This is a genomic window from Methanocella conradii HZ254 (assembly GCF_000251105.1).
GTDB lineage: Archaea > Halobacteriota > Methanocellia > Methanocellales > Methanocellaceae > Methanocella > Methanocella conradii.
Genome location: NC_017034.1, coordinates 1471869 through 1495576, shown reverse-complemented (window position 1 = coordinate 1495576; position 23708 = coordinate 1471869). Strand labels below are relative to the sequence as shown.

Here is a 23708-nt window from a genome sequence, read left to right as displayed (position 1 = left end):
AAAAGCCATAAATATATAAACGTTTTGTTTTTTTATTAAGGCTCTAAGCTTAAGAAGGCGCTATGAAGATGCAAAGGATTAATTTGTGCGAGGGATATGTAAGAAGGATGAGCGAAGCGGAAGAGGGCATGGCGCAAAACCACGAGGATTGGGCGGAGAAGTATAGGCCTGTATCGCTTAACGATATCGTAGGAAATGAGGCGGCTGTCAAGGCGCTAAAAAAGTGGGCGGAGAATTTTGATAGCGGTAAGAGGGCAGTAATACTTTACGGGGGGCCGGGGGTTGGCAAGACGTCGGCAGCGCTGGCGCTCGCGCACGACATGGGGTGGGACTACATAGAGATGAACGCCTCAGACCAGCGGACGAAGGACGCGATAAACAAGGTGGCCGGCTCCGCGTCGAGGACGGGCACTTTCGGGGGAGCCAGGGAGAGGAGGCTGCTCATACTGGATGAGGCGGACAACCTGCATGGCACCTATGATAGGGGCGGGGAGTCGGCCATGATAAGCGTCATAAAGAGCTCTGGCCAGCCCATTGTTTTGATAGCTAACGACTACTACGCCCTTTCGAAGCAGTTGCGTGACATCGCAGAGCCCATACAGTTCAGGCCTATATTGAGCTCTTCTATCGTTAAGGTGCTTAAGCGGATATGCACCGAGGAGCGTATCAGGTGCGAGCCGGAGGCGCTCATGAAGATAGCGGAGCGGACCCATGACCTTCGCTCCGCGATTAACGACCTTCAGGCCGCCGCTATCGGGCGTGACGAGGTTACGCTGGCCGACGTGACCACGGGAGAGCGCGATGTCCCGGAGTCGATATTTAAGGTTATTGGCCTAATTTTCAGGGGCGATGACCCGAAAAAGGCTTTGCGCGCGGTACAGGATTTAGATGAAAGCCCGGAGGACCTTGTGGGATGGGTGGATGAGAATTTGCCCCGCGCTTACAGGGATGATGATTTGGAGAGGGGCTTTGAAGCTCTTTCTAGGGCGGACCTTTTCTTAGGCCGCGTGATGCGTCGGCAGGCCTATGGCATGTGGCGCTATGCGTCTTTCATGATGGTGGCGGGCGTGAATCGTGCCAGGCGGCACCGCTATGGTGGCTATCCGGGATATAGTGCTCCTACGTACTGGCAAAAGCTTGGCAGGGCCAGGACGGCCAGGGCTGTCAGGGACTCCCTTGCCTCGAAGATCGGTAAGTATTGCCATACTTCCAAAAGAGAGGCGAGGGCGGTGTACTTTCCGCTGCTTCATGCCCTGTTTAATGATGAGGATGCCGCGATATGCCTCGCTGCAAGGCTAAGGCTAGAAGAGGAGGAGATCGCCCTCCTGATGGGAGGCGAGAGGTCCTCTAAAGAAGTGGAAAAAATATATGACGAGTCGCGGGAGCTCATCGAGAAAGAGGTCGAGCATGAGATAGACGTGTTCGCGCGCTTCGGCTCCGTGGCAGAGGCAGGTAAGCCAAAGAACTCCGTGGCAGAGGCAGGTAAGCCAAAGAACTCCGTGGCAGAGGCAGGTAAGCCAAAGAAGAAGGATAAATTATCCAGGGATGGTGGCGATGATTCCTGCGAGGTGGAAAGCTCAATATCAGGGCCTGCTGTTGATGAGCCTAAGAATGAAGCTCCTGACGGTGAGCCGAAAAAGCAGCGTACCCTATTTGACTTTTGAGCTATCTTTCTCGGCTTGCGCCTTTTCGCGTAGCTTCTTGACGGTTACCATGAGCACGTATGCAATGATGATTGAGAAGAACCCTATCATCTGGAATATTGGCTCGTTTTTGAGCATGCCCCATAGGAATGAGGAGAGGCCCAGGAATGCGATGACTAAGCCTATCGTGGCGATTATGCGCCTTTGAGCCAGGTTGTCCACGGTGGCTGATACATTATGCTCCTTTAAATATGTTGCGATTGCAATTTTGAGGTGGTTTGTTAAGATGATGTGATGCAAACCATCCGTTTTCTCTCTGATCATTGTGAGCTTTCCAGTAGAGTGAGTGACTTTATCCACTCCCCCTTTGGCTCCCTTGACGTGCCGACGACAAGGACTTTACCGCCGGGGTGCGCTTCCAGCCGGCCCCTGGCCTCTATGGTCTCGCCGGCGAGCGCCTGGCCCGCATAAGTATGGGTGAACGAGAGGACGGCCGAGACCTCGGGGTGCTCTACTTTATAGATGGCCGGGCTATCGAAGGCAAACTCAGCATCGGTCACCTTAGCGGTGATAGTCCGCACGCCCATATCATCGCCGATTAGGATGCGAGGCCCTATCTGATCCCAGGAACGGACAAACAAAAGGTCGGCCAGGACGCCATCGATGAGACAGCGGTTACCTTTACGCTTCTCATGTAAATAAAATTCCTCAAAGCTTAGCTCTGGCTTCCTCTTTTTATAGATCTTCTCCCACCCGGCATCGTCGATGGCGTCTACCTTTCCCAATGCGATGGCCCGCTGCAGGGCGTTCCTGGCCTTATGCCACTCCTTGCCATACACGACGAAGTCGACGTCGGAGGATTCGGCGCCAAGCCCCACGAGCTTTGAGCCGGTGATGCCCATCTGCCCGAAATCGACGCCCTCCAGCGCGTCCACCATCTTCCTGACACGAGAGTCAAAGTTCATCGCATCTACCAGGCCCTCGTGAGGCTGATAGTGCTTGACGACGTCCTCGAAGGGCACGACCATCACCCTATCAATGTACTCCGGCCTCTCCTTTTTGATGAAAGCGTAGGCCTCATCAAAGCCCATTTTTTTAAACCGGATGCCATTCCTCACCCGCTCGCCATCAGGAGACGGAATATAGCGCAGCAGGCATCTTACGCCATCGCCACAATAGTAGTCGACTACCGAAAAAATCCAGTGCTCCCTGGTCTCGATAAAGTCTCGCAGCCTTACCCTCATTTATTCACCTTACGTTATAATCCTGCACCCATCCCGCTCCACTATTACGGTCCTCTCGGCCTGTGCGACGGGCGCGCCATCCGCCTCCACCATGATGGGGATGCTCTTGACACAGGCGGCCCTGACCAATTCCTGCAACCTATCAGGCCGTGGCAACCATCGCTCCGCGAAGGGAAAGCTGCCAAAGCGCTTCCAGATATACGCCAGCAGCTCTCTCTCCTCGTGCCCATGCACGTATATCTCGCCATTTCTTATCAATTGGTATATATTACCTCCGTCCTGCCTCACCACGGCACCGCTGCCCTCAGTCAGGAATGGCTCGATGGCAAGGACGTCGCCCTCCCTTATCTTCATGTCGCTGCCGTCATCATATGCGGGTATCGTTAGCCCGCCATGCAGGCGATATCGGCCAAGGCTATGGCCCAGCAAGTCCTTGAGCGTCCTGAATCCCTTCGAGGACGCCGCCATTTCCATCGCACGCCCCACCTCGCTGACCCTCACCCCTGGCCGTATGCACGCTATGCCCGCTGAAAGTGCCATTTCAGCCGCCTCGATGAGCCCGGCATTCTCGCTGGCCTCTACCTCAACGGTAAAGGCGGAATCCGCCACATACCCCTCCACGCACGCCCCGAAGTCTAGCTTGACCAGCTCTCCCTTCCTGAATGCCCGCTCATCGTCCCTCGAGGGCGTATAGTGTGATGCCACATGGTTAATGGCGATGGTACAGGGGAAAGGCAGTTTTGCCCCCTCGTCCAGGATGAATCGCTCGACGCGTTCGGCCACGTCGAGTAGCCTTACGCCCTCCTTTATCGATGGCTTTATGGCGGCCCGGGCCTTTTTTATGATGTGCCCTGCCCGCTCATAAAAAAGCACTTCATCAGACTCCAGGGTTGAACGCATGACGGGAATAACCTATTTCTGCACTTATATAAATTACTTTGGACGACGACCAGCCAGCTATTCTTCCGTGGCATACCCGCAGCCAAACATGTAGCGCCTCACCTCATCATACATGACGCCCTTACGGACGATAGCGTACTCGTGAAGGTCCACAATCGTAGAGGGGGCGCCATACTTACACCTGCCGCCATCAAGCACATAATCAACCGGCAGCTTCACCTCATCGGCCGCCACAGGGTCCTTCTCCCCGTGGAGGTTTGCGCTCGTGGAGACGATCGGGCCTGTCTTGCTTATCAACGATAAGGCCATGGGGTGGTCGGGATAGCGAATGCCGACATATTTAGAGCCGGCGGTCAGGATATCAGGCAACACTTTTTTCTTTTTCAGGATGACAGTCACCGGCCCTGGCAAAAACCTCAGGATAAAATCCCTACACTCAACGTTGGCCACGCTTTCAAGCATCTCCATGCTGGACACCGCGATGGACAGCGGCTGGGAAAGCGGGCGACCTTTAAGCTGGTATACCCGCCGGATGGCGTCCACATCCGTTGCAAGCCCTCCCACGCCATAAACGGTCTCGGTAGGGTAAGCGATAACCCCGCCCCGCCTCACTATTCCGGCGGCTAGCTCAACATCACTGCCCGTAAGCATGGCCATAAATTTGTTCCATAATAGATATATTTATTATGGAAGATTACTAAACAATGTCTTACTCTTATGAGTAAGGGGTAAAAATGGAATCTTTTGCTGTCATCAGGGCTGACGACCCGGTAAAGTTAAACACAGCTATCTCCGACCTGCAGAGACATGGGGGGTTGACGTTCGCCGCGAATCCAAAACAGCTGGCTCCGGCCGACGCTGACAGGATACTTGTAGAGGTCATGAAGGTGCCTCTCAAGAAACAATGCAAGGCAGCAGCGCTGGTAGCCCTCAACGATGACGCGGGGGTCGCTATCGACGTGCTCGGGAGGATACATCCCCCCGCACACGTCATCATCGTAAGCTCCAGGCACGACATCTATCCGAAGATAAGCGAGTGCATCAAGAAGCTTCCAGAGCTTAAGGACTACATGGCGCCGGTCATACAGCGCAAGGCGTGACCTCAGGCAAACACGGTCATGTTCATCTCGGTGAGGTTCTTATTACGCTCGCCGAGAACCTTTTGCATGGCTTTTGTGAAGTCCTCGTTGGTCACGATGTCGCGGCCGGCGCGGATTGCGAACATGCCCGCCTCCATCACTATGGCGGACAGGTCGGCGCCGCTCGTGTCGTCGGTCATCTGGCCGATCCTCTTGAGGTCGACATCTGGCGACAGGTTCATCTTACGGGTATGAATCTTCAATATCTCGGTCCTGGCCTCCGCGTTGGGCATGGGCACCTTGATGATGCGGTCAAAGCGGCCAGGCCTCAATAGGGCTGGGTCCAGGATGTCCGGCCGGTTCGTTGCGGCGAGGATTCGCACGTTGCCCCTCGGGTCGAATCCGTCCATCTCTGCCAGTAGCTGCACGAGCGTGCGCTGAACCTCGCGGTCCCCCGAGGTGATGCTATCCAGGCGCTTTGCGCCAATCGAGTCTATCTCGTCGATGAATATTATGGATGGGGACTTCTCCTTCGCCAGCTCGAACAGCTCCCGCACCATGCGGGCGCCCTCGCCTATGTACTTCTGCACGAGCTCCGAGCCGATGATGCGTATGAACGAGGCCTTTGTGCTATGGGCCACCGCCTTGGCGAGAAGCGTTTTACCCGTGCCCGGGGGGCCGTATAGCAGCACGCCTTTCGGGGGCTGAATGCCGACCCTTTCGAAAAGCTCAGGCTTCAATAAGGGTAGCTCAACCGTCTCTTTTATCTCCTTTATCTGCTCCTCGAGGCCGCCTATGCTATCGTAATCTATATCCGGGGCCTCGATGACCTCCATGCCCAGGACCATCGGGTCCTTTACCGGCGGGAGCACCTCGATAACGGCCAGAGACTGCTGGTTAAGCGCCACCTTAGCGCCCGGGTAAATATCCTTGGAATTGATGAACTGGGACGAGTTAACGACGAACTTGGGCCCGCTTGAAGACTTGATGACCAGCTTGTTATTTGCCAGGATGTCTATCACCGTCCCCACGAGCAGAGGGGGTGTCTTAAGCCTGTCAAGCTCAGCGGTCAGCTTCCTGTTCTCCCGCTCGTACTGTACCTTTTTATTCTCGACGGACTTCTTCTCAAGCTCGATCTTCCGGTACTCCTCCTTTAAACGTACATTACGCTCTTCGAGCTGCCGTACCCTATCGAGTAGGTACTTGGAAAAATCGCTCATTGGCACATCTTCATGGATATCTATGCCCGATCCGTCTGCCATATGAATCAATTAAGAAGTTATTTTTTCTGGTATATATGCTTATCTTAACGTATTATCGGAAAATTTATCCGTAGAACACGCCTCTATTACATGGATACATATGCAATGTGAAATATGCGGAGCACAGATTTCCGGAAAGCCGCACCACATCGTCATCGATAGGGCGGAAATGGACGTATGCGACCGCTGTAAAGGCTTTGGTAAAGAGGTGGAGCGCCGTGCGCCGATCACCAGCACGCGGCGCGGGGCGGCCTCTGAAGCTGGCGTGGCGCCCGTCAAGAGGGCGCGGCACGACCTCTTCGATAAGATGAAGGACGAGCTCGTAGAAGATTACGCGGAAGTCATCAAGAACGCCCGCGAGGCGAAGCATATGACGCAGGAAGAGCTGGCTGCCGGGATTCTTGAAAAGGTCAACGTCATCCGCAAGGTTGAGAGGGGGGAGCTCGTGCCCGAGGAAGATCTCATCAAGAAGCTGGAGAGAGCGCTGGACATTAAGCTGACGGAGGGCATCGTTGAGCCCGAGGTACAGGGCAGGCGTGGCGAGAGCAAGGCGCTAACGCTGGGCGACCTCATTAATGTTAAGAAAAATAAATGATGTCAAGGGTGGCAATTATGGTTGACCCATTAGTTTCGAGTATATAAGCTCTGCGGTTTCTTCTATTTTTTCCTTTTTTACGCCTTTTAGTATGGCGGCAGCGGCTATGCCGCCCGCTCCCACCCCTTCCTTGACATATCCCTTTTCGTAGGCCTGTAGTCCCTTATACTTTGACCTCGCGAATGAAAGGTTTGCGACGATTACAGGTATGTTTATGCTGGCGCCTTTGAGGATGCCAAACAGGCTGGCGCTGCCGTCTTCGGCCACCCACCTCGTCGTCGCCAGGGCCAGGTCGTATTCTCCAGGGTAGCACATCTTCGAGAGCAGCACGGCCACTGCCGCCATCTGTGTGCCGCCTGCCAGGATGACCGGCACCCCTTTCGCTCCCTGGACCAGGCCGATGGTCGCCGCCATCATCGGGTCCCCCACGCACTCGATGGCCTTCAGGGGGTCGCATGTGCCATTTATGCCAGCATTCTTCAGCCCTTCTTTAACCGCTGAAGCCTTCAGCGAGAGCGGGTTGTCTGGCATGCTGCTACTCGTATAATTGTTAACGTCCATGCCCATGGCCATGAGAACGCCCAGCGCGGTCGTCGTGCCGGCAGGGGTGGTTTCCCCGATCACCAGGTATTCGGATTGAGAAGCTATTTCCCTGCCCACCTTTCTCGCGTTCTCGATGATGTCTTTAGCGCATGGCACCGCTTTACCCGTCCGTATGTCTGCACCCGGGCCATTGCCCACCCGGAAATGCGGTACGACCGGCGCTATCCGGTTGCCCGCGTCTACGTAAAACTCCCTGAAGTCGGACAGCATTATGGCCGCCCTCGTTATGATCCCCGGCGTTGGGATGGCATCCGACGTCATGGCTATATTATCCAGCGTTATTATCCTGCCCGTATGAACCAGCTCAGCGTCCAGCGGCGGCGTATATGGCGTAAGCTCGGGGCTGGCGCCGGCGGCTGTTATGCCTGGTATCAGGGCGGTATCAGTATAGGCCATCACCAGCACGAACGAGCCCCGCCCCTTTATCTTTCCAGCGAACTCCTCTCCACCATTATAGAAGCTCAAACCATCGTATGCTATAAGATTACCTCCTATCCGCCTATAGACGCTCAAGTAAAATAAATTTTATTATACACAAAAAAAGTTTCTTTGTATTATCGTGGAGAAGTATTATTATATGGAGGGGTTTTATCAAGTCATATCATGATGGAGCAGGAGGCAAAAAGCGTTGACGGCGCAGAGGCGGCGCACCTCGCGCTGAAAGATGGCGGGGCAGGGCTTATAACGGGAGTGCCCGGGTACCCGATAAATCGCCTTTTTTCGATACTACAGGATGACGGGGAGATGCGGGCGCAATGGCAGTTCAACGAGAAGATCGCGTACGAGATGGCCGTCGGCGCGTCCGTGATGGGTGGCAGGGCGGCGGTAATTTCCAAACACGTCGGGGTTAACGTGATGGCAGACCCGCTCATAACTTCAGCCACGCATGGGCTTGGGGCGGGCGTCGTCGTCATCGCCGGAGATGACGTGGGGGCGCTACAGTCCCAGAATGAGCAGGACTCGCGGTGGTATGGCAAGCTGGCCGAGATACCGGTGTATGACCCGTCTACCCCTGGCGACCTTTATGACGCAATAATCGGGGGATTTGAGCTTTCGGAGAGCATCAGCGCGCCAGTGCTCATAAGGGTGACTAACGAAGTATTTGGCGAAAAAGGCGCTATTTCCAGGAAAAAGCCCTCTGTGCCCCATAAGAAGCTCGATAAGGCCATATGGGGCTACACCATGTATGGCAAGCGCCAGAAATACCTGAGGGACGGATGGAACTACGCCGCCATGGAGGCGGAACGGTCGCAGCTTAATCGAGTCGAAAAAAGAGGCCCTGTAGGCATCATATCATCGGGCCACGCTTCGGCGCTCGCGTCAAAAGTGGCTACCTCGCTGGGACTTTCACACTTATCCATAGGGCTGGTCAACCCGTTCCCGAGCATGCTGGTCAATGATTTTTTAGCGGGGCTTGAGTATGTTTTGGTTTGTGAGGAGGCCTCGCCGTTCATCGAGGAGCAGCTCTCCCTGCCCAGGGTGAAAGGCAGGCTGACGGGGCATTTACCGAGGGCAGGCCCGCTGGACGAGGCGTCCATAAGGAGCGCCATAGAGAACATCGATAGCATAGGCTTTTACCAGGACATACGCCCTGAAACGCTGGCATCCAGGGGCTATGCGGTCGGCAGGTGCGAAGGGTGCCCCTATGGGCCGGTTTATGAGGCGATAAAATCGCTTGGCGTCCCGGTTTCCGGCGATATGGGCTGCTCCATACTTGCGGCCAATCCCCCGCATAGCATGCTTGACGTGGCGTGCTCGCTGGGCTCGGCGGTGAGCACGGCCTGCGGCTTCGGCCAAAAAGGCATCGCCATGATAGGCGATTTCGCCATACTGCATACCGGCCTGCAGGCGCTGGTAAACGCCAGGCTAAACGGCCACGAAGCCCTCGTGGTCGTCTTCGCCAACCGGGAGGCAGCGATGACAGGCGGCCAGGCGCTCCCTGACATCGCCGGGCTTCTCAAGGACATCTTCAAAGAAGACTGTATAATACAAAAAAGCGCAAGCCTATCTCAGGAAAAAGTGAGGTCAGACCTTGAAAAATTGCTGATGGCGCCAGGCCTCAAGCTTTATGTGATAACCGCCTCATGCCCCCCAGGGCACAAATATACGAGAATAAAGGCTTAAGCCTTCGTCATGCTCAACTTTTTGTCCGTCAGCGTCCTCGATATCAGCTCGGCCAGCTCTTCCTTGCGTAGGGACTTCTTCATGTCGCTCAGGCGCTTTATCTCCTCAAGGATGAGGCTTGTCTCAGCCTGGGAAAGCGTGTATCCCATCTGCCGGGCCATGTAACATAATGCCTTGCTGCCGCTATGCTTGCCAAGTATGAACTCCCTGCTGCCGCCCACTAATTCAGGGGAGTACAGCTCGTAAGTGCGGTCGTTCTCGAGGAGGGCGGCGATGTGGATTCCGGACTCGTGGGCGAAGGCGTTAGCGCCCACGACTGCCTTATTCTTTGCCACGGCGATTCCCGAGTATCTTGCCACCATGTCTGAAAGCCCCTTAAGCCGGGTGGTATCATAGCGGTCTACATTATAATGAATGAGAAGCCCCATGAGCACCTCTTCGAGCGCCGCGTTCCCGGCCCGCTCGCCGATGCCGTTCACGGTCGTGTGTAGCTGCCTTGCGCCCGCCTCCGCCGCCGCCAGGGTGTTAGCGACCGCCAGGCCCAGGTCGTCGTGGCAATGGACGCATACTGGTATGCTCACGGCCTTCCTTATCTCAGAGACAAGATACTTCATAGTCGTAGGGTTCATGGCTCCAACAGTGTCCGCAATGCTCACGTAGTCCGCCCCGGCCTCCTCGCCGGCCTTATAGAATCGCTTCAAAAACTCCAGGTCAGTGCGGGTGGAGTCCTCGGCAGCGAACCGCACGACTAGCCCATGCCTCTTCGCGTGCTCGAGGGCCGTGACCATGCAGTCAATGGCCTCTTCCTGGGTCTTCTTATGCTTATACTTTAGGTGGAGCTCCGAGGTGCCCATGAATATGCCCACTATATCAGCGTCACAATCGAGCACCGCGTCGACGTCTTCTTTGACGGCACGCGCCAGGCAGCATATCTTCGCGTCCAGGCCCATACGCGCAATAGCCTTGACAGCATCTTTCTCCCCTTGGGACACAACAGGAAAACCGGCCTCTATTACCTCAACGCCTATCTCGTCAAGCGTCCGGGCTATCTCCATTTTTTCCTCTTTCGTGAACGATACGCCCGGCGTCTGCTCGCCATCCCTCAGGGTGACGTCGCATATCTCCACGTCGAGCGGCCCCATTTTTACGTGCTTCATCCAATCATTCTTAGAAAACCCGGCCATGTCAATCGCCGCTTATAGACGAAAATTTCGATAACGAAATCTTCGTTCACAAGAAACTATAAAATGATGTATGTACTAATAATTTTCTATCATAGGTGTCATATCGTGGGGACTATAAGCGAGGAAATACTGGGCCGGGCAGCGGGCAAAAAGGCATGCGCGGGAGAGTTCGTCATTGCGAGGGTGGACTATGCCATGAGCCACGATGGCACATCGGTGCTCGCCGTGAAAGCGCTTAAGGAAATGGGCGTCGATAAGGTGTGGGACCCATCGCGCATCATCATCCCCCTTGACCATCTGGTGCCCGCCAATAATGAGACGACGGCGCTCCTTCATAAGGAGTTGAGGGAGTGGGCCTTCTCCCATGGGATAGTGCACTTTTACGACGTTGGGGAGGGCATATGCCATCAGGTCATGGCCGAAAAAGGGTTTGCCATGCCTGGCAAGGTGGTGGTTGGGGCGGACTCGCACTCGTGTACATATGGCGCCTTCGGGGCCTTTGGCACCGGGGTGGGCGCCACTGACATGGCCGAGATATACGCTTCAGGGAAGCTCTGGTTCAGGGTGCCTGAGACCATCAAGGTCACGATCGATGGAGGCTTACCAAAAGGGGTTACTGCCAAGGATGTTGCCTTGCACGTTATTAAGCACGTTAAGGCTGATGGAGCGGCTTATAAGGCGCTGGAGTTTTACGGCTCGACTATAAGCGAGATGTCGATGGCGGGCAGGATGACGCTGTGCAACATGGCGATAGAGATGGGCGCCAAGGCGGGCATCGTGCCGCCGGATGCCAGGACGGAGGCATACCTGGAAGGAAGGGCTGTAGAGCCATACGCGCCCGTATACGCAAATGATGCCTCATATTGTGACGAATATCATTTTGACTCTCGCATATCCCCGCTGGTGGCATGCCCTTTTGAGGTGGACAACGTCCATGACGTGGAGGAGGTGGAGGGCAGGCATATAGACCAGGTGCTCATAGGCTCCTGTACTAATGGGCGCTTTGAGGACCTGCGGGAGGCTGCCCGCATCCTCGATGGGAGGAAGGTGAAGTGCAGGACCCTGGTGATACCGGCATCCAGGGGAGTTATGCTCGAGGCGATAAGCAGCGGCGTCGCCGCCACCCTTCTAAAGGCCGGGGCGACCATATGTAACCCCGGTTGCGGCCCCTGCCTGGGCGGACACATGGGCGTTTTAGCGCAGGGGGAGGCGTGCATGTCCACAACGAACCGTAATTTCAGGGGGCGGATGGGTAAAGGGGCTGAAGTCTATCTTGGCTCGCCTCTTACTGCCGCTGCAACGGCAATCGAGGGAAAGATAGCGGACCCGAGGCGATACCTGTGAAATTTAAGGGCAGGGCATGGAAATTCGGGGATAACGTGGACACTGATGTCATCATCCCCGGGAAATACCTGCGGACGACTGATCTCAGATCGCTGGGTGAGCACGCCATGGAGGGACTAGATGCCGGATTTAAGCCGGCACCGGGCGACATCATCGTGGCCGGCAAGAACTTCGGGTGCGGCTCGTCGAGGGAGCAGGCCCCCATGGCCCTTAAATATGCGGGCATAAGCTGTGTGGTCGCCAGGTCTTTCGCCCGCATCTTCTTCAGGAACGCCATCAACGTGGGCCTGCCCATCGTCGAGGCCAACATCTGCGATGCGGTCGAGAGCGGAGACGTCGTCGAGGTAGACCTGGATAATGGCATAGTGAAGGCAGGAGGCAGGGAATATGAAAGCACGAGGCTGCCAGAGTTCCTACAGGACATCCTGAAGGCGGGCGGCCTGGTGGCGTACAGGAGGGGCGTGCGATGAGGATAGCCGTGTTGCCTGGCGACGGCATAGGCAGGGAGGTCGTGCCGGTCGCCGTGGACGTATTAAAGGCAGTTTTGCCCGGCGCAGAGTACGTCCACGTCGATGTGGGCCATGAGCGCTTCCTCCGCGAGGGCGTCGCAATGTCCGAGGAGGACTTCGAAAACGTTAAAAAATGTGATTGCATACTGTTTGGCGCCATTACCACTCCTCCAAAGAAGTGCTACAGGAGCGTCATCCTGACGCTGCGCAGGGAGCTAGACATGTACGCCAACGTCAGGCCTTTCAAGTCGTGCCTGGTATCGCCCTACCGGGTAGACTTTACCATTTATAGGGAGAACTGTGAGGATTTATATTGTGGCATGGAGGAGGTATCTGAGGACATGGTCCTCTCCACCAGGAAGATAACGAGGCATGCCAGCGAGCGCATAGCCAGGATGGCGTGCCGGCGGCCCGGCCTGAAAAAGCTGACCATCGTCCATAAGGCCAACGTGCTGCGCTCCTGCGAGCTTTTCAGGGATGTTTGCATAGAGGTGGCTAAGGAACTGAGCGTGCCTTATGAGGAGATGCTCGTGGACGCTATGGCATACAACCTTATAAGAGACCCGTCGAGGTTTGACACTATCGTCACCACCAACCTTTTCGGCGACATCCTGTCCGATGAGGCTGCAGCGCTCATAGGGGGCCTGGGGCTTTCTCCCAGCGCCAACATTGGAGACCGCTACGCCCTCTTTGAGCCGGTGCACGGCAGCGCCCCTGACATAGCCGGGAAGGGCATAGCCAACCCCATCGCCGCCGTCCTTAGCGCTAAGATGCTGCTCGAATGGGCGGGGCGCGGTAAGGAGGCGGAGATGGTGCAGCGGGCCGTCGATAGGACGCTGGCGGATGGCGTGCTCACCCCCGACCTGGGCGGCGCGTATAAGACCTCGGACGTTAGGCGATCACTGCTAAAATATCTGGAGGCACCATGATATTCCCATCTCATTGCAGGCTCGTCGGCGTGGTCGATAAGTATGCCAGGAAGGATTACCGGCCCGAGGACGCGGTATATTTTTCCACGCAATACCTGCTCATTTTCGATGCGCCCGATAGGTGCGAGGTGTATGAGGTGCAGGGCGAGGGCGAAGACATAATGAGGAGGAGGGGGCACGCTCGTAAGATTTCTGAGGCTGACGAGACACTGGTGTTTGAGCAACAGGTGGATATCACAAACAGGGCTGACCTGATAAAAAAGGCCGCAAAGCTATGCAAGAATGGCATCAATACCGTCGTGTTCAGGGGGGTCGATAAGCACTACAATTTCGTGCATAAGCCCGACCTCTCCGCCCTCACGGAGGTGGACGTGTTCGACGTTGCCCCGCCCTGGCCCGCCTGGCTGGCGTTTAATATAAAAAGGCAGGACGAGGCGGGCATGTATGGAGATATGATGCTCGACTTCAAGTACCATGTAGTAGACCTGAAGGACTATGAGGACCCTGGCAGGACGACCATATTCCCCTGCCGCGCCTCCGGCCTTAACGGGCTGTTCCTCGACTCCCTTGACCTGGAGCCTGTAGGAGACATCAAGCTCGTGGGATGTAACACGTCAAAGCTCGTGTTTGAGGCGAGGTACCCGGGGAAGGCATACGAGCATGTTAATATATGCCCTCTATCCAGCCCCAAGCCATCCCGCCCCTTCATATTGAGGTGCTGCCAGTCGGAAAGGCTCGGCCTGAAAAACATCAACGGAACAAAGGGGGTGGCCGTCCACTGGGGCGCCAACCCCAGGGAAATATTCGAAGCCGTCAAGCTATTGGCGGCCGAGCTTAAACGATAATGTTTATATCACACCTTTCCCAATTGACAGTAAATCCAGGTGCTAGCGTGTACGGGAAGATGCTCATACCCATCACGAGAACGTCCAACCTGAAGTTTCTCGTGGACTTCGTCAACCATTTCCTGAAGCCCGGAGGGGAGATCACTTTTTTACATGTCATCGCATCGGAGCTTTTCACGATCTCCCCGGCAGAGTGGAGGAGGGCTATGAGCACTATCTCTACGACGCACCTCCTCTCTGCCTCGGAAGGCATGAGGGTCGACTACAGGGTCAAAAAATCCTTATCCGTGGCGGCGGGGATACTGGATGAGGCCACCTCCGGCGGATACGACCTGATACTCATGGCCAATTCGACTTACAGGAAGCATTTAAAGTACATCTTCGGGAGCAACGTGGACGAGGTCATAAGAAAGGCGAGGGTCGAGGTCATAGCCTTCAGGTACATGGACGATAGGGAAATGAGGTATAATAGGATATTGATCCCCACCTCAGGGCACCAGCACTCGGTGAGCGCCGCACGGCTGGCAGAGCAGCTATACAGGCAGCATGGTAGCGACATCACGGTCCTCTACGTCGGAGACAGCAACGAGGAGGCTATAAAGGCCCTCAAGCCTGTCAGCGAAAGCTTAACCGCCATGGGCATAAAGCATCGTGCGCTACACAGGAGAGGCCCCGTTGTGGAGACCATACTGGACGAGGCGGATAAAGGGTACGACCTCATGATGATAGGAGCAACGGAGAGGCCGCTATACTACCAGTTCTTGCTGGGCTCGACCGCGGACAGGCTGGTTAAGAAGGCTCCCTGCCCTATTTTAATGGTAAAGTCAGCGTCCACTCAACAGTAACTTTTAAATATAGGAAGTATATGCCCAGCGAAAATCCTTATATAGCTTTTCATTTCGTTGCTGTGTAGAGACGTTATGGCCGGACCGATAAAGGCACAGCAGGCAGGGCAAATATCCGAACCCAGAGTAGAGGTCATAAAGCTAAAAAGGGACCTTGGAGTTTTCGGATCATTCTCCATAGGCTTTGCAGACGTGGGCGCCGATATATACGTGGCCTTAGGGCTGGTCCTGTTCTTTGCCGGCGGAGCCGCCCCCCTCGCTCTTGCAATCGCCGCCCTCGGCTACATATTCACAGCGCTGAGCTACGCGGAGCTCGCTTCAGCGATACCGATGGCCGGGGGAGCGTCGATATTTGCCAGGGAGGCTTTCGACGATTTCTGGGGCTTTGTCGCAGGATGGGGGCTATTACTTGATTACACCATCGATATAGCCCTGTTTGGCTGGATAACGATGGGCTACCTTGGCAGCTTCCTCGCAAACCTGGGCATGGCGGGAGTGCCTTACGTTGGGGCGCTCTCCGGGCTTAATAGCATCAATGCTCCAGGCTCGCCCAGCTACACGTTCCAGGCCGTTGGCACCATCGCGCTATGTATCATTTTAATGGCCTTAAACTATATCGGCATCAGGGAGTCGGCTAACCTGAATATCGCCCTATCGATAATAAGCATTATAAGCGAGGCGACACTCCTGCTGGCCGGGTTCGCCCTCGTCTGGAGCCTCCCGACCTTCATCCATAACATCACCCAGCTCGGCAGCGGGGTATCATGGACGAGCTTTGGCTGGGGAATTACCGTGGCTATGGTATCTTTCATCGGCCTGGAATCCATATCCCAGGCTGCCGAGGAGACCAGGAGGCCGGACAGGACCATCCCCAAGTCTACAAAGGCCCTGATAGTCGCCGTCATGCTCGCAGGGCTGCTATTATGCACCCTGGCGGTAGGGCTTCCAACCATGTCTCCATCCACTCTGGGCACGACTTATCAAAACGACCCTGTCACGGGCGTCGCTAAAGGAATAAGCATGGGGCTGAGCCCCTCCAATCCACTCGTAGCATTATTACCGCTCTGGGTGGGACTGCTCGGCGTGCTCATGCTGCTCATGTCTACGAATACGGGCGTTATAGGCGCATCCAGGGTCACGTACTCCATGTCCCGCCATAAGATAATGCCCGTATGGTTCAGCAAGCTACACCCAAAGTACAGGGTTCCCACCAGGACCATCATCATATTCAGCCTCGCATCCATAGGCTTCGTACTTTTCGTATGGTTCATGGGCACCTATAAGTTGAGCCACGAGGACCCCACGATAATCCTGGGAGACCTTTATAATTATGGGGCGCTCGTGTCGTTCATGCTGGTCAACCTGTCGCTCATCATGCTGAGGAATAAAAGGCCTGAGCTCTACAGGCCGTATAAGTCGCCATTCGCTTTCAAAGTTAGGGCTGGAGATAAAAGGTGGGTTGTGCCGGTCCTGCCTCTGCTGGGGTTCTTTGTCTGCCTCTTCGTATGGATGCTGGTCCTGAACTTGCACGAGATCGGGAAAATAGTGGGTACGCTATGGTTTGTGGCGGGCATAGCGATGTACCTCGTATACAGGCGGAGCCAGAACCTCGACTGGAGGGAGCACATCCCGGGCACCCAGGTCACCCACCCTGATGTAGCCCACGAGCTGCACCCGGAGATCGCCCACGAGCTTAAGGGCAGGTATGAAAGCGCCATTCAAAAAGCAGTGCCGAAAGGAAAAGCCGCTTACCACGAGATACTCGTACCCCTATCAAGGCCGGAAACGGTCGAAAACATCATTGATATCGCATGCGGCCTGCTGGAAGAGGGTGGAAGGCTACACCTGATGACGGCCATAGCTGTGCCGCCCCAGCTTCCTACCCAGGCCGCGGTGATGGACGATAGCGCATCCTCGCTCCTCATGTCAGCCATAGATAAAGCGAAGAGGAGGGGGGTAAACGCTACTGCGGAGGCTGTAACGTCCAGGTCGGTTGCGGAGGCGATAGCCCAGTCCGCGATGGGCAAGCGATGCGACCTCATAGTCATGGGGTCTAGCCAGCGTACGATTGCCGAGAAGGTATTGTTCGGGAGCATCGTGGACGGCGTGTTGAGGAACGCGCCGTGCGATGTGGCCGTATTCAGCTATACAAACGACATGAAGCCCATACGATATGAAAAGATACTCGTCCCAACCTCAGGGTATTTACACGCGACAAGGGCTCTTGAGGTTGCCATCACCCTGCAAAGAAAGTTTAAGGGTAGCATAACGTCGATGTACGTAAGCAAAAAGGCAGAATCGGAAGAAGCTGAAGCCATCCTTGAAGGAGTTAACAGGATGGCCCAGGGTTCTGGCGTCAACCACTCTGCAATATTCCTCGCGGGCAACGTGGCAGATAGCATCATTAAAGTGGCAGGGGAAGGGAAATACGACCTGATAATAATAGGGGCCACCGAGCGGCCTGCTTACCATAAATGGCTTTTAGGGAGCACGGCCGACGAGGTCGTGAAGAGGGCGCCGTGTAACGTGCTGGTCGTGAGGATGAAAAAATAGGGTAAAAGGCCCTGCCTACTCAAACGCGTACGCCATCGAGACCGTGGCCTGCACCTTCTGCTCGCCAGGCAAGACTGGCGTGGCCATGGGCGCAGCCCTGGCAGAATCTGCGCCGCCCCATTCCACGTAGCAGGGCTGCGGGTAATAAGTGCCCGACTCGGAGATAGACTTGAGCGTCAATGCGCCCGTCCCGGCAGCATCCGCAATGGTTCTTGCCTTGTCAGCGCCATCGCTAACGGCCTTCTTCAATGCCTCCTTATATGCGGCGGAAGACCTTTCCTCGGATAGCTCAAAGGACACGCCAGCGACCTTATTGGCACCCGCATTGGTGGCGGCGTCGACGGCATCGCCCACCCTGGACAGGTCCCTTACCGTCACCGTTATGGTATTCGTAGCCCTATAGCCCACGATTTTGGGCTTCTCAGTAGAGCCCTGAGGCTGAGAATAATGGTTATACACGGGCTCAAGAGTAACCTTGCCAGTCCTGATATCCTTCTCAGGTATGCCCGTCTGCCTGATGGCGCCGACCACCTTATCCATAAGCTGGGCGTTCTTCTGCAGAGCGTCAGCGGAAGTATTCGACTCGGTCACCACGCCAGCGCTAAACTTCGCAATGTCCGGCACCGTGTACACTGACCCGGTGCCCGTCACAGTAATGGTACGCTCCTTGCTTCCCGCGTAGGAGAGGGGGGCCTCATCGGCGGCCGCCCTCCCGATGACTGCGAACATGACGGCCAAAGCCAAAAAAATGCCTAAGCCCAGCATAAGCCCTTGCTTAAACTCCATAAACCGATCACCATCTTATTTTAGGGGTGGTAACTATATAAGTTTAATTTAAACTACGAGTAAAACCGCAGTTAATTTGGATTGTTTTTTAAAAATAAGGCTTTAATGAGCTTATGTGTCGAGGCAAAGCTCATCTAGCCCGCCTGCAGGCCTCATTATCAACTTAAAGTCGAGTATCCTGCTCTCAGGGCTATAGAATATGACGCCGCCATCCTTCGTCTTCAGGACGTCCACGATATAAAAGAGCAGGTCCAGGTCGATTACGTGCCCCTCGAACCTCAATGCATACCTGGGTACACACCGCTCTACCCCCATGTTCTCCAGATTGTCCACGAAATCGTCCTTAGTGCCAGGATACATGAACAGGTTCAAGCCCGACGACTCGACGATGTGAGGCCTTAGTAATGCAACTATCTGCTGATATGGAAATCCCATAATTTATAATCTACAAACGGCTTTATAAAGGCATCCCCACGGCGCGCAGGAAAGCATTTTAATGGATAGGATAAATATAATTCACATACAAGGAGATAAACGATGAAGGCATTATTCACCGTCAAGCCGAAGGATCGGAACGATTTGTCGGGGACGATGGAGCTTGAAAAACACGTCTACGATATCAAGAGGATTATGATGGGCTCTCTGGGCAGTGAGGGCTATGTCCTGGAGACGAGCTTTGACCAGGCATCAGTGCTGTACCCTAAACGATTCATGTTTGACTACGATTCTGGCGATAAGGCGTGCCACAACCCGAAAGACGTCATCGACGCCTTTTTTGACGCAATCGAGAGGACTGGCACCTGTATCTCTAAGTACGATGTCCATGTGACCATTACCTGGCCTTGAAAATATTATTCAATCTCATCGCCTTAAAAATCAAAATTTTATTGTGTTAATCAAAATATATTTATACTTATACCATGCCACATTGTATCAATGAAAGTGCTAGATAGCGCGACCAGGGCTTACAGGCTGGACGGGGACGCCGTTTCGGATGAGTCGCTTGACATAGTGCTGAGCGCCGCATACGAAATGCTCGCCAAGAATGACGAGCTGGCCCCACCGTTCGAGGAATGGAATGAGGAGGAGAGCTGGGAGAATGGCCAGCGTGTCCTGAGCTTCTTTGCGAGGACTGACGTGGGCAACGAGATCAGGGTGTCTTTCCATTATGACGACATGATGGCCAGGATTACGTTGAGCTCTCCAGAGGTAGAGTGCTATATCGGCGACGACCTGTTCTGTACTATAAGTGCCAACAAGAGGTATACGCTTGAAGGGTGGCTGTAGGTTTTTGGCCGCCCTTTTTCATATTTGCGAGGGAAACCTTAATATCTGATATTGCAGTATAGATTGTTCGCGTTGAGGGGCCCGTGGTCTAGCTGGTTATGACGTCGCCTTGACATGGCGGAGGCCATGAGTTCGAATCTCATCGGGCCCACTATTATACTTTTTCTCGCTGTTGAGTGGGGCTTCTACGAGAAGGTATAGCGCTAAACCATCCATCTCCTGATTACGCTCTCGCTCAACCATCGACAAAAACAACACAATCGGAACATTTTTTATCAAACACCTCGAAAACCAGATAGATGGTCGAACTAATACTCCTACAAAAGCTCTTCACGGCACTACTCATTGGACTAATCATTGGCCTTGAGAGGGAGATCGCACAGGAGACAAGGCAAAACGTCAAGTTCGCAGGGCTCAGGACATTCGGCATAGTAGGGCTCATAGGGGGAATAGCGGCATACCTGACCACCGGCGGGTACGCAATCTTCGCGGCAGCGCTGGCAGCAATAGCAGCACTAACCATAGTGGCGTATTACAGAAGCACAGAAATCGAAAAGCACCTCGGCTTCACAACTGAGACAGCACTACTGCTGACGTTCCTGCTGGGAGGCCTCGCATACTACGAGCAGGCGGCGGCGATTATACTTACGATAATCGTCACGATTCTGCTGGCCTTCAAAGAGCCCCTCCACGCCTTCACATACAGGATACCCAAGGAAGAGTTCTACGACTCCCTCAAGTTCGCGCTGATCGCGCTAGTAATCCTGCCAATATTGCCCGATAAGGCCTACGGGCCCCTGGAAGCATTCAACCCATACCAGATATGGCTCATCGTGGTCATCCTTACGGGCATAAGCTTCATCGGCTACTTTTTAGTCAAGTGGTTCGGGGCAGGCCTGGGGCTACCACTCACGGGCTTAATGGGAGGCCTTGCCTCGAGCACGGCGGTCACCACCTCCATGGCGATGAGAGCGCGCGAAAATTCAGAACTGATGTATCCGGCGATGGTCGCCTCCACCCTCTCAAACATGGTCATGCTCCTACGAGTCGTATTCATAATATCAATCTTTTTCGCAGGACTCATCCCATACGTGTACCCGCCAGTAGGCATGATGTGCATGACGAGCATACTGGTGGCCTCATACTTTTACCTTCAGGGCCGCGGAAATGGAAAGGCAGGCCAGATCCAGCTCAAGACGCCATTCAACATCGTGCCGGCGCTTTTATTCGCCGCCTTCATAACGATAGTGCTTTTCATTTCCCGTGCTGCGCTCCTTTACCTGGGCAGCTATGGCCTGTTCCTGACCTCAGCGGCGGCAGGCCTGGCCGACGTAGACGCCATAACGGTTTCAACGGCCAGGCTTGCGGCGAGCGGCCTGGCGGACCCGTCGACGGCCGTGACGGCCATCATGATCGCAGTATTCGTAAACCTTGCAGTACACAGCGCATACGCCTTTTACTTCGGCACCAAAAGGTTCGGCCTATACAACGCTGCCATGGCCGCCATAGTGATCGCCTCAGGCATCATTGTAGTAGCCCTCACATGATGGTCATTCTTTCCGGCAGGTCAGCCCGACGGCATCCGCGATGTTCCTGGCGGCGTCCTCGACGCTCATGTTAGCGGCCTTCGCCGCCTTCTGCAGGTCACTCATGGTAATCAGGTTCGGGTTATTATGCTTGTCCTCTGGCATGCCACAACCGCAGCTAATGCACATCAACATCACCAATGTCTAATAAGATGGCGTGATGATAAAGCATGGTGCATTTTTAGCCGGCTCAATAAACGACGTGCACCTCGAGGTCGCCACGCTTTCCGACCACGTTTACGAGCGTGCTATCGCCGACCCGCTTGAACTCGAGGTGAGTATACGCCTCGCCGACGATAAGCTTGCCTATCCTTACCGTGCTCAACCATGGGGGAAGCTTTGGCTTATAGAGGGTGAGACGCCGGTTCAGGGCATCCGGGATGAACCCGAGCGTCGCCGAGAGCATGTATGGTATAGCGCCCGCAGACCACGCCTGGGGGCTGCATGCGACCGGGTACTTTATCGGCACATCGTACTCCCCCCGCTGGAAGCCGCCGAAAAGCTCTGGTAGCCTGTAGTTCGGGTAGAATGCGGCCGCCTCATACATGCTGGTAAAGATGACGGAAAGCTCGTCCTTGAAGCCGTATCTATTCAGGCCCATTGCGATTAGCGAGTTGTCATGGGGCCAGATTGTGCCCGTGTGGTAGCCCAGCGGGTTGTAGCGTTTTTCCCTTGCCGACAGGGTCCGTATGCCCCAGCCCGAAAACATGTCCTCCTCGAATATCCTATCCACGACGGCTTTAGCCTTCTCTGGCTCTACTATCTCCCCCCATAGCGCCTGAGCCGGGTTGGAAGATACTACGTTACACCGGCCTTCTTTATCCAGCGCCTCCGCAAAATAGCGCACATCGCCCATCCAGAACCTATCGTTGAACTTCCATCGAAGGCTCATCGCGTCACGCCTCAGCCGCTCCGCCTCCTCGTGCCTGCCGATGCGCTCGTATAGGTTAGCGATGCGCCTCTTTGCCATGTACACGTATCCCTGTACTTCGGCGGCGGCTATAGGGTGGATGGCGATGGCGCCGTCGGAATGGCATATCGAGTCCCATGAGTCCTTCCAGCACTGGTTATACAGGCCTTTTGGGGAATAGCAAGTATAGGAGGTGAATCCCGAGCCATCGAGGTCCCCATACGTGTCTATCCACCTTAATGCCGCCTCCACGCTGCCAAGCAGCTCGTGGAACAGGGCCATATCGCCCGTCCAGTCTATGTACTCGGCCATGAGTATTAGAAAGAGGGGCGTCGAATCGACGCTGCCATAGTAGGGCGTGTCCGGGATGCGGTTCAGGTTTGCCTGCTCCCCAACCCTTAGCTCGTGGAGTATCTTGCCGGGCCTCTCGTCCCGCCAGTCATCCTCCTTCTTGCCCTGATAGGCTGCCAGCACCCTTAGCGTGCTCCTCGCCACCTCCGGGTTGTATGGCATTACCTGTATGGCCGAGATGATGCTGTCCCGGCCAAAAAGTGCGTCGTACCAGGGCACCCCTGCCGAATAATAGATGTCTATGGGCAAGCCCGAGTAGAGCATCCTCAGGTCGGAGAGCGAGCGTAAGAATACCTTGTTGAAGATGCCATTATCCGTCTGGATGTTGCTGCAGCACTCCATCGTGTCGGCATACGAGGCCTTGATGCCCTTTATCCTCCTCTCTATCTCGGCAGGCCCTGGCATCGATGGGGGGTCGATTGGCGAGTCCTCAGCGTATATCCTGACATGGATGGCCTGTGGCTCGCGGGGCTTGACACGTATGTTAAATGTGGCCATGCCCTCCTCGACACGTACAGGCTGCGGGTCAAACGCTATCCTCGTCCTTCGATGATGGCCGTCCTCGCCAATATATTCTAGCGTTAGAACGTTACGCTCATAAGCCGGGGGCAATAGCTTTCCGTTGGTAGGCCCTGTGATGCCCCTGACCGTGAAAATGTCGTCAAAGTCTGAATCAAACTCAAGGGAAAGCGTAACCATCGTCTCAAAATCGTTATAGTTGGTTATGGTAATCCTCTCATCGAGGACTCCTGGTATAATCCTGTCACGACGAATGCTCAGAGTGTCCTTATTCACGAAATTGCCGGCAGGGTCTACGTAGCGCTGGTTGGTAAGCATGGTTATTGAGGCATGCCCCTTCTCGTCGCTCGACAAAATATCCGTCGGCGTTTTCCCGTTGCACTTTAGCGTGTAGCCGCTTAAAAACCTGCAGTCACGATGATAAAGGCCATAGCCATGGTTATCCTCGCTGGGGATATCGCCATTTCTCATGGTGACCAGGGTTAGGGGGCCGTCACGTATGACCATGGCTCCCAGTATATCCTTGACCTGAGTGTGGGTCTCGTGAATCTTATCCCTTTCAGTCATCGGTGGTTTATGCAACACGTGACTAACCTCGTGATAACATATG

24 protein-coding genes and 1 tRNA gene are annotated in these 23708 nt (G+C 54.9%); 14 read left to right on the top strand and 11 right to left on the bottom strand.

Annotated features, from left to right (window positions below; genetic code table 11):
* Positions 1–107: 107 nt before the first annotated feature.
* Positions 108–1664, top strand: coding sequence for a replication factor C large subunit (locus tag MTC_RS07825; RefSeq protein ID WP_237705880.1), 1557 nt, complete (start codon positions 108–110; stop codon positions 1662–1664).
* Here the strand turns inward: MTC_RS07825 and MTC_RS07820 are convergent.
* The 4 genes from MTC_RS07820 to MTC_RS07805 form a co-directional block, all read right to left on the bottom strand.
* Positions 1650–1865: a hypothetical protein gene (locus MTC_RS07820; RefSeq protein ID WP_143767110.1), complete on the bottom strand. Its 216-nt coding sequence runs from the start codon at positions 1863–1865 to the stop codon at positions 1650–1652. The genes MTC_RS07825 and MTC_RS07820 overlap by 15 nt on opposite strands.
* Positions 1866–1963: 98 nt before the next feature.
* Positions 1964–2887 (bottom strand): DNA polymerase subunit beta, encoded by a 924-nt coding sequence (locus tag MTC_RS07815; protein ID WP_014406151.1) that lies wholly within the window; start codon positions 2885–2887, stop codon positions 1964–1966.
* A 9-nt stretch (positions 2888–2896) separates the two neighbouring features.
* Positions 2897–3787, bottom strand: a complete 891-nt coding sequence (gene map / locus MTC_RS07810) for a type II methionyl aminopeptidase (protein WP_014406150.1) — start codon at positions 3785–3787, stop codon at positions 2897–2899.
* A 57-nt stretch (positions 3788–3844) separates the two neighbouring features.
* Positions 3845–4438, bottom strand: a complete 594-nt coding sequence (locus MTC_RS07805) for an L-threonylcarbamoyladenylate synthase (protein ID WP_048189598.1) — start codon at positions 4436–4438, stop codon at positions 3845–3847.
* A gap of 83 nt (positions 4439–4521) precedes the next feature.
* Between MTC_RS07805 and MTC_RS07800 the strand changes: the two genes are divergently transcribed.
* A complete protein-coding gene (locus tag MTC_RS07800; RefSeq protein WP_014406148.1) occupies positions 4522–4887 on the top strand; it encodes a DUF356 domain-containing protein in 366 nt (121 codons plus the stop codon).
* Positions 4888–4889: 2 nt separating this feature from the next.
* Here the strand turns inward: MTC_RS07800 and MTC_RS07795 are convergent, their stop codons facing one another.
* A complete protein-coding gene (locus MTC_RS07795; RefSeq protein ID WP_014406147.1) occupies positions 4890–6128 on the bottom strand; it encodes a proteasome-activating nucleotidase in 1239 nt (412 codons plus the stop codon).
* A 100-nt stretch (positions 6129–6228) separates the two neighbouring features.
* Here MTC_RS07795 and MTC_RS07790 point away from each other — a divergent pair, with 100 nt between their 5' ends.
* A complete protein-coding gene (locus MTC_RS07790; RefSeq protein ID WP_014406146.1) occupies positions 6229–6723 on the top strand; it encodes a multiprotein bridging factor aMBF1 in 495 nt (164 codons plus the stop codon).
* Between the two features lie 15 nt (positions 6724–6738).
* On the opposite strand, the gene cobT is transcribed toward MTC_RS07790, so the two are convergent.
* Entirely contained in the window at positions 6739–7839 is a 1101-nt protein-coding gene (gene cobT, locus MTC_RS07785; protein ID WP_014406145.1) for a nicotinate mononucleotide-dependent phosphoribosyltransferase CobT, read from the bottom strand.
* A 90-nt stretch (positions 7840–7929) separates the two neighbouring features.
* On the opposite strand from cobT, the gene MTC_RS07780 reads away from it, so the two are divergent.
* Complete coding sequence (locus MTC_RS07780) at positions 7930–9450, top strand: thiamine pyrophosphate-dependent enzyme (protein ID WP_014406144.1); 1521 nt, start codon at positions 7930–7932, stop codon at positions 9448–9450.
* Here MTC_RS07780 and MTC_RS07775 read toward each other — a convergent pair.
* On the bottom strand, positions 9447–10634 hold the full coding sequence (locus MTC_RS07775) for a homocitrate synthase family protein (protein ID WP_014406143.1): 1188 nt from the start codon (positions 10632–10634) through the stop codon (positions 9447–9449). The two genes, MTC_RS07780 and MTC_RS07775, sit on opposite strands and share 4 nt — an antisense overlap.
* A gap of 105 nt (positions 10635–10739) precedes the next feature.
* On the opposite strand from MTC_RS07775, the gene MTC_RS07770 reads away from it, so the two are divergent.
* From MTC_RS07770 to MTC_RS07745, 6 genes are all read left to right on the top strand, one after another.
* Positions 10740–11978, top strand: a complete 1239-nt coding sequence (locus tag MTC_RS07770; protein ID WP_014406142.1) for a 3-isopropylmalate dehydratase large subunit — start codon at positions 10740–10742, stop codon at positions 11976–11978.
* Positions 11975–12448, top strand: coding sequence for a 3-isopropylmalate dehydratase small subunit (locus MTC_RS07765; RefSeq protein ID WP_014406141.1), 474 nt, complete (start codon positions 11975–11977; stop codon positions 12446–12448). The genes MTC_RS07770 and MTC_RS07765 overlap by 4 nt, the downstream gene beginning before the upstream one ends.
* The gene (locus tag MTC_RS07760; RefSeq protein WP_014406140.1) at positions 12445–13416 is read left to right on the top strand and encodes an isocitrate/isopropylmalate dehydrogenase family protein; all 972 of its coding nucleotides are present in this window, start codon (positions 12445–12447) and stop codon (positions 13414–13416) included. The genes MTC_RS07765 and MTC_RS07760 overlap by 4 nt, the downstream gene beginning before the upstream one ends.
* Positions 13413–14261 carry a DUF7714 family protein gene (locus MTC_RS07755; protein WP_014406139.1) on the top strand — a complete coding sequence of 283 codons (849 nt, stop codon included), beginning with the start codon at positions 13413–13415 and terminating at the stop codon, positions 14259–14261. The genes MTC_RS07760 and MTC_RS07755 overlap by 4 nt, the downstream gene beginning before the upstream one ends.
* Positions 14262–14308: 47 nt before the next feature.
* Positions 14309–15106, top strand: a complete 798-nt coding sequence (locus MTC_RS07750) for a universal stress protein (protein WP_237705879.1) — start codon at positions 14309–14311, stop codon at positions 15104–15106.
* 75 nt (positions 15107–15181) lie between these two features.
* A complete protein-coding gene (locus tag MTC_RS07745; protein ID WP_014406137.1) occupies positions 15182–17659 on the top strand; it encodes a universal stress protein in 2478 nt (825 codons plus the stop codon).
* A gap of 15 nt (positions 17660–17674) precedes the next feature.
* Here the strand turns inward: MTC_RS07745 and MTC_RS07740 are convergent, their stop codons facing one another.
* Positions 17675–18445, bottom strand: a complete 771-nt coding sequence (locus MTC_RS07740; protein WP_014406136.1) for an SIMPL domain-containing protein — start codon at positions 18443–18445, stop codon at positions 17675–17677.
* A 111-nt stretch (positions 18446–18556) separates the two neighbouring features.
* Positions 18557–18880: a hypothetical protein gene (locus MTC_RS07735; RefSeq protein WP_014406135.1), complete on the bottom strand. Its 324-nt coding sequence runs from the start codon at positions 18878–18880 to the stop codon at positions 18557–18559.
* A gap of 102 nt (positions 18881–18982) precedes the next feature.
* On the opposite strand from MTC_RS07735, the gene MTC_RS07730 reads away from it, so the two are divergent.
* The 4 genes from MTC_RS07730 to MTC_RS07715 all read left to right on the top strand — a co-directional run bounded on the left by MTC_RS07730 (position 18983) and on the right by MTC_RS07715 (position 21279).
* Positions 18983–19291: a hypothetical protein gene (locus MTC_RS07730; protein ID WP_014406134.1), complete on the top strand. Its 309-nt coding sequence runs from the start codon at positions 18983–18985 to the stop codon at positions 19289–19291.
* Positions 19292–19381: 90 nt separating this feature from the next.
* The gene (locus MTC_RS07725; protein ID WP_014406133.1) at positions 19382–19732 is read left to right on the top strand and encodes a hypothetical protein; all 351 of its coding nucleotides are present in this window, start codon (positions 19382–19384) and stop codon (positions 19730–19732) included.
* A 77-nt stretch (positions 19733–19809) separates the two neighbouring features.
* A tRNA-Val gene (locus MTC_RS07720) sits at positions 19810–19883 on the top strand.
* 148 nt (positions 19884–20031) lie between these two features.
* Entirely contained in the window at positions 20032–21279 is a 1248-nt protein-coding gene (locus MTC_RS07715; protein WP_014406132.1) for an MgtC/SapB family protein, read from the top strand.
* A 3-nt stretch (positions 21280–21282) separates the two neighbouring features.
* Here MTC_RS07715 and MTC_RS13350 read toward each other — a convergent pair whose 3' ends face one another.
* Positions 21283–21456: a hypothetical protein gene (locus MTC_RS13350; RefSeq protein ID WP_158308504.1), complete on the bottom strand. Its 174-nt coding sequence runs from the start codon at positions 21454–21456 to the stop codon at positions 21283–21285.
* A gap of 52 nt (positions 21457–21508) precedes the next feature.
* A complete protein-coding gene (locus MTC_RS07710; protein ID WP_014406130.1) occupies positions 21509–23683 on the bottom strand; it encodes an amylo-alpha-1,6-glucosidase in 2175 nt (724 codons plus the stop codon).
* Positions 23684–23708: the final 25 nt, after the last annotated feature.

Bases quoted from the DNA above. Each gene is read 5' to 3' on its own strand.
- MTC_RS07815 (WP_014406151.1), bottom strand. From the start codon at position 2,887: ATGAGGGTAAGGCTGCGAGACTTTATCGAGACCAGGGAGCACTGGATT.
- MTC_RS07790 (WP_014406146.1), top strand. From the start codon at position 6,229: ATGCAATGTGAAATATGCGGAGCACAGATTTCCGGAAAGCCGCACCAC.
- MTC_RS07805 (WP_048189598.1), bottom strand. From the start codon at position 4,438: ATGCTTACGGGCAGTGATGTTGAGCTAGCCGCCGGAATAGTGAGGCGG.
- MTC_RS07745 (WP_014406137.1), top strand. From the start codon at position 15,182: ATGGCCGGACCGATAAAGGCACAGCAGGCAGGGCAAATATCCGAACCC.
- map (WP_014406150.1), bottom strand. From the start codon at position 3,787: ATGCGTTCAACCCTGGAGTCTGATGAAGTGCTTTTTTATGAGCGGGCA.
- MTC_RS07775 (WP_014406143.1), bottom strand. From the start codon at position 10,634: ATGGCCGGGTTTTCTAAGAATGATTGGATGAAGCACGTAAAAATGGGG.
- MTC_RS07800 (WP_014406148.1), top strand. From the start codon at position 4,522: ATGGAATCTTTTGCTGTCATCAGGGCTGACGACCCGGTAAAGTTAAAC.
- MTC_RS07795 (WP_014406147.1), bottom strand. From the start codon at position 6,128: ATGGCAGACGGATCGGGCATAGATATCCATGAAGATGTGCCAATGAGC.
- MTC_RS07825 (WP_237705880.1), top strand. From the start codon at position 108: ATGAGCGAAGCGGAAGAGGGCATGGCGCAAAACCACGAGGATTGGGCG.
- MTC_RS07760 (WP_014406140.1), top strand. From the start codon at position 12,445: ATGAGGATAGCCGTGTTGCCTGGCGACGGCATAGGCAGGGAGGTCGTG.
- MTC_RS07740 (WP_014406136.1), bottom strand. From the start codon at position 18,445: ATGGAGTTTAAGCAAGGGCTTATGCTGGGCTTAGGCATTTTTTTGGCT.
- MTC_RS07755 (WP_014406139.1), top strand. From the start codon at position 13,413: ATGATATTCCCATCTCATTGCAGGCTCGTCGGCGTGGTCGATAAGTAT.
- MTC_RS07725 (WP_014406133.1), top strand. From the start codon at position 19,382: ATGAAAGTGCTAGATAGCGCGACCAGGGCTTACAGGCTGGACGGGGAC.
- MTC_RS07735 (WP_014406135.1), bottom strand. From the start codon at position 18,880: ATGGGATTTCCATATCAGCAGATAGTTGCATTACTAAGGCCTCACATC.
- MTC_RS07730 (WP_014406134.1), top strand. From the start codon at position 18,983: ATGAAGGCATTATTCACCGTCAAGCCGAAGGATCGGAACGATTTGTCG.
- MTC_RS07780 (WP_014406144.1), top strand. From the start codon at position 7,930: ATGATGGAGCAGGAGGCAAAAAGCGTTGACGGCGCAGAGGCGGCGCAC.
- MTC_RS07715 (WP_014406132.1), top strand. From the start codon at position 20,032: ATGGTCGAACTAATACTCCTACAAAAGCTCTTCACGGCACTACTCATT.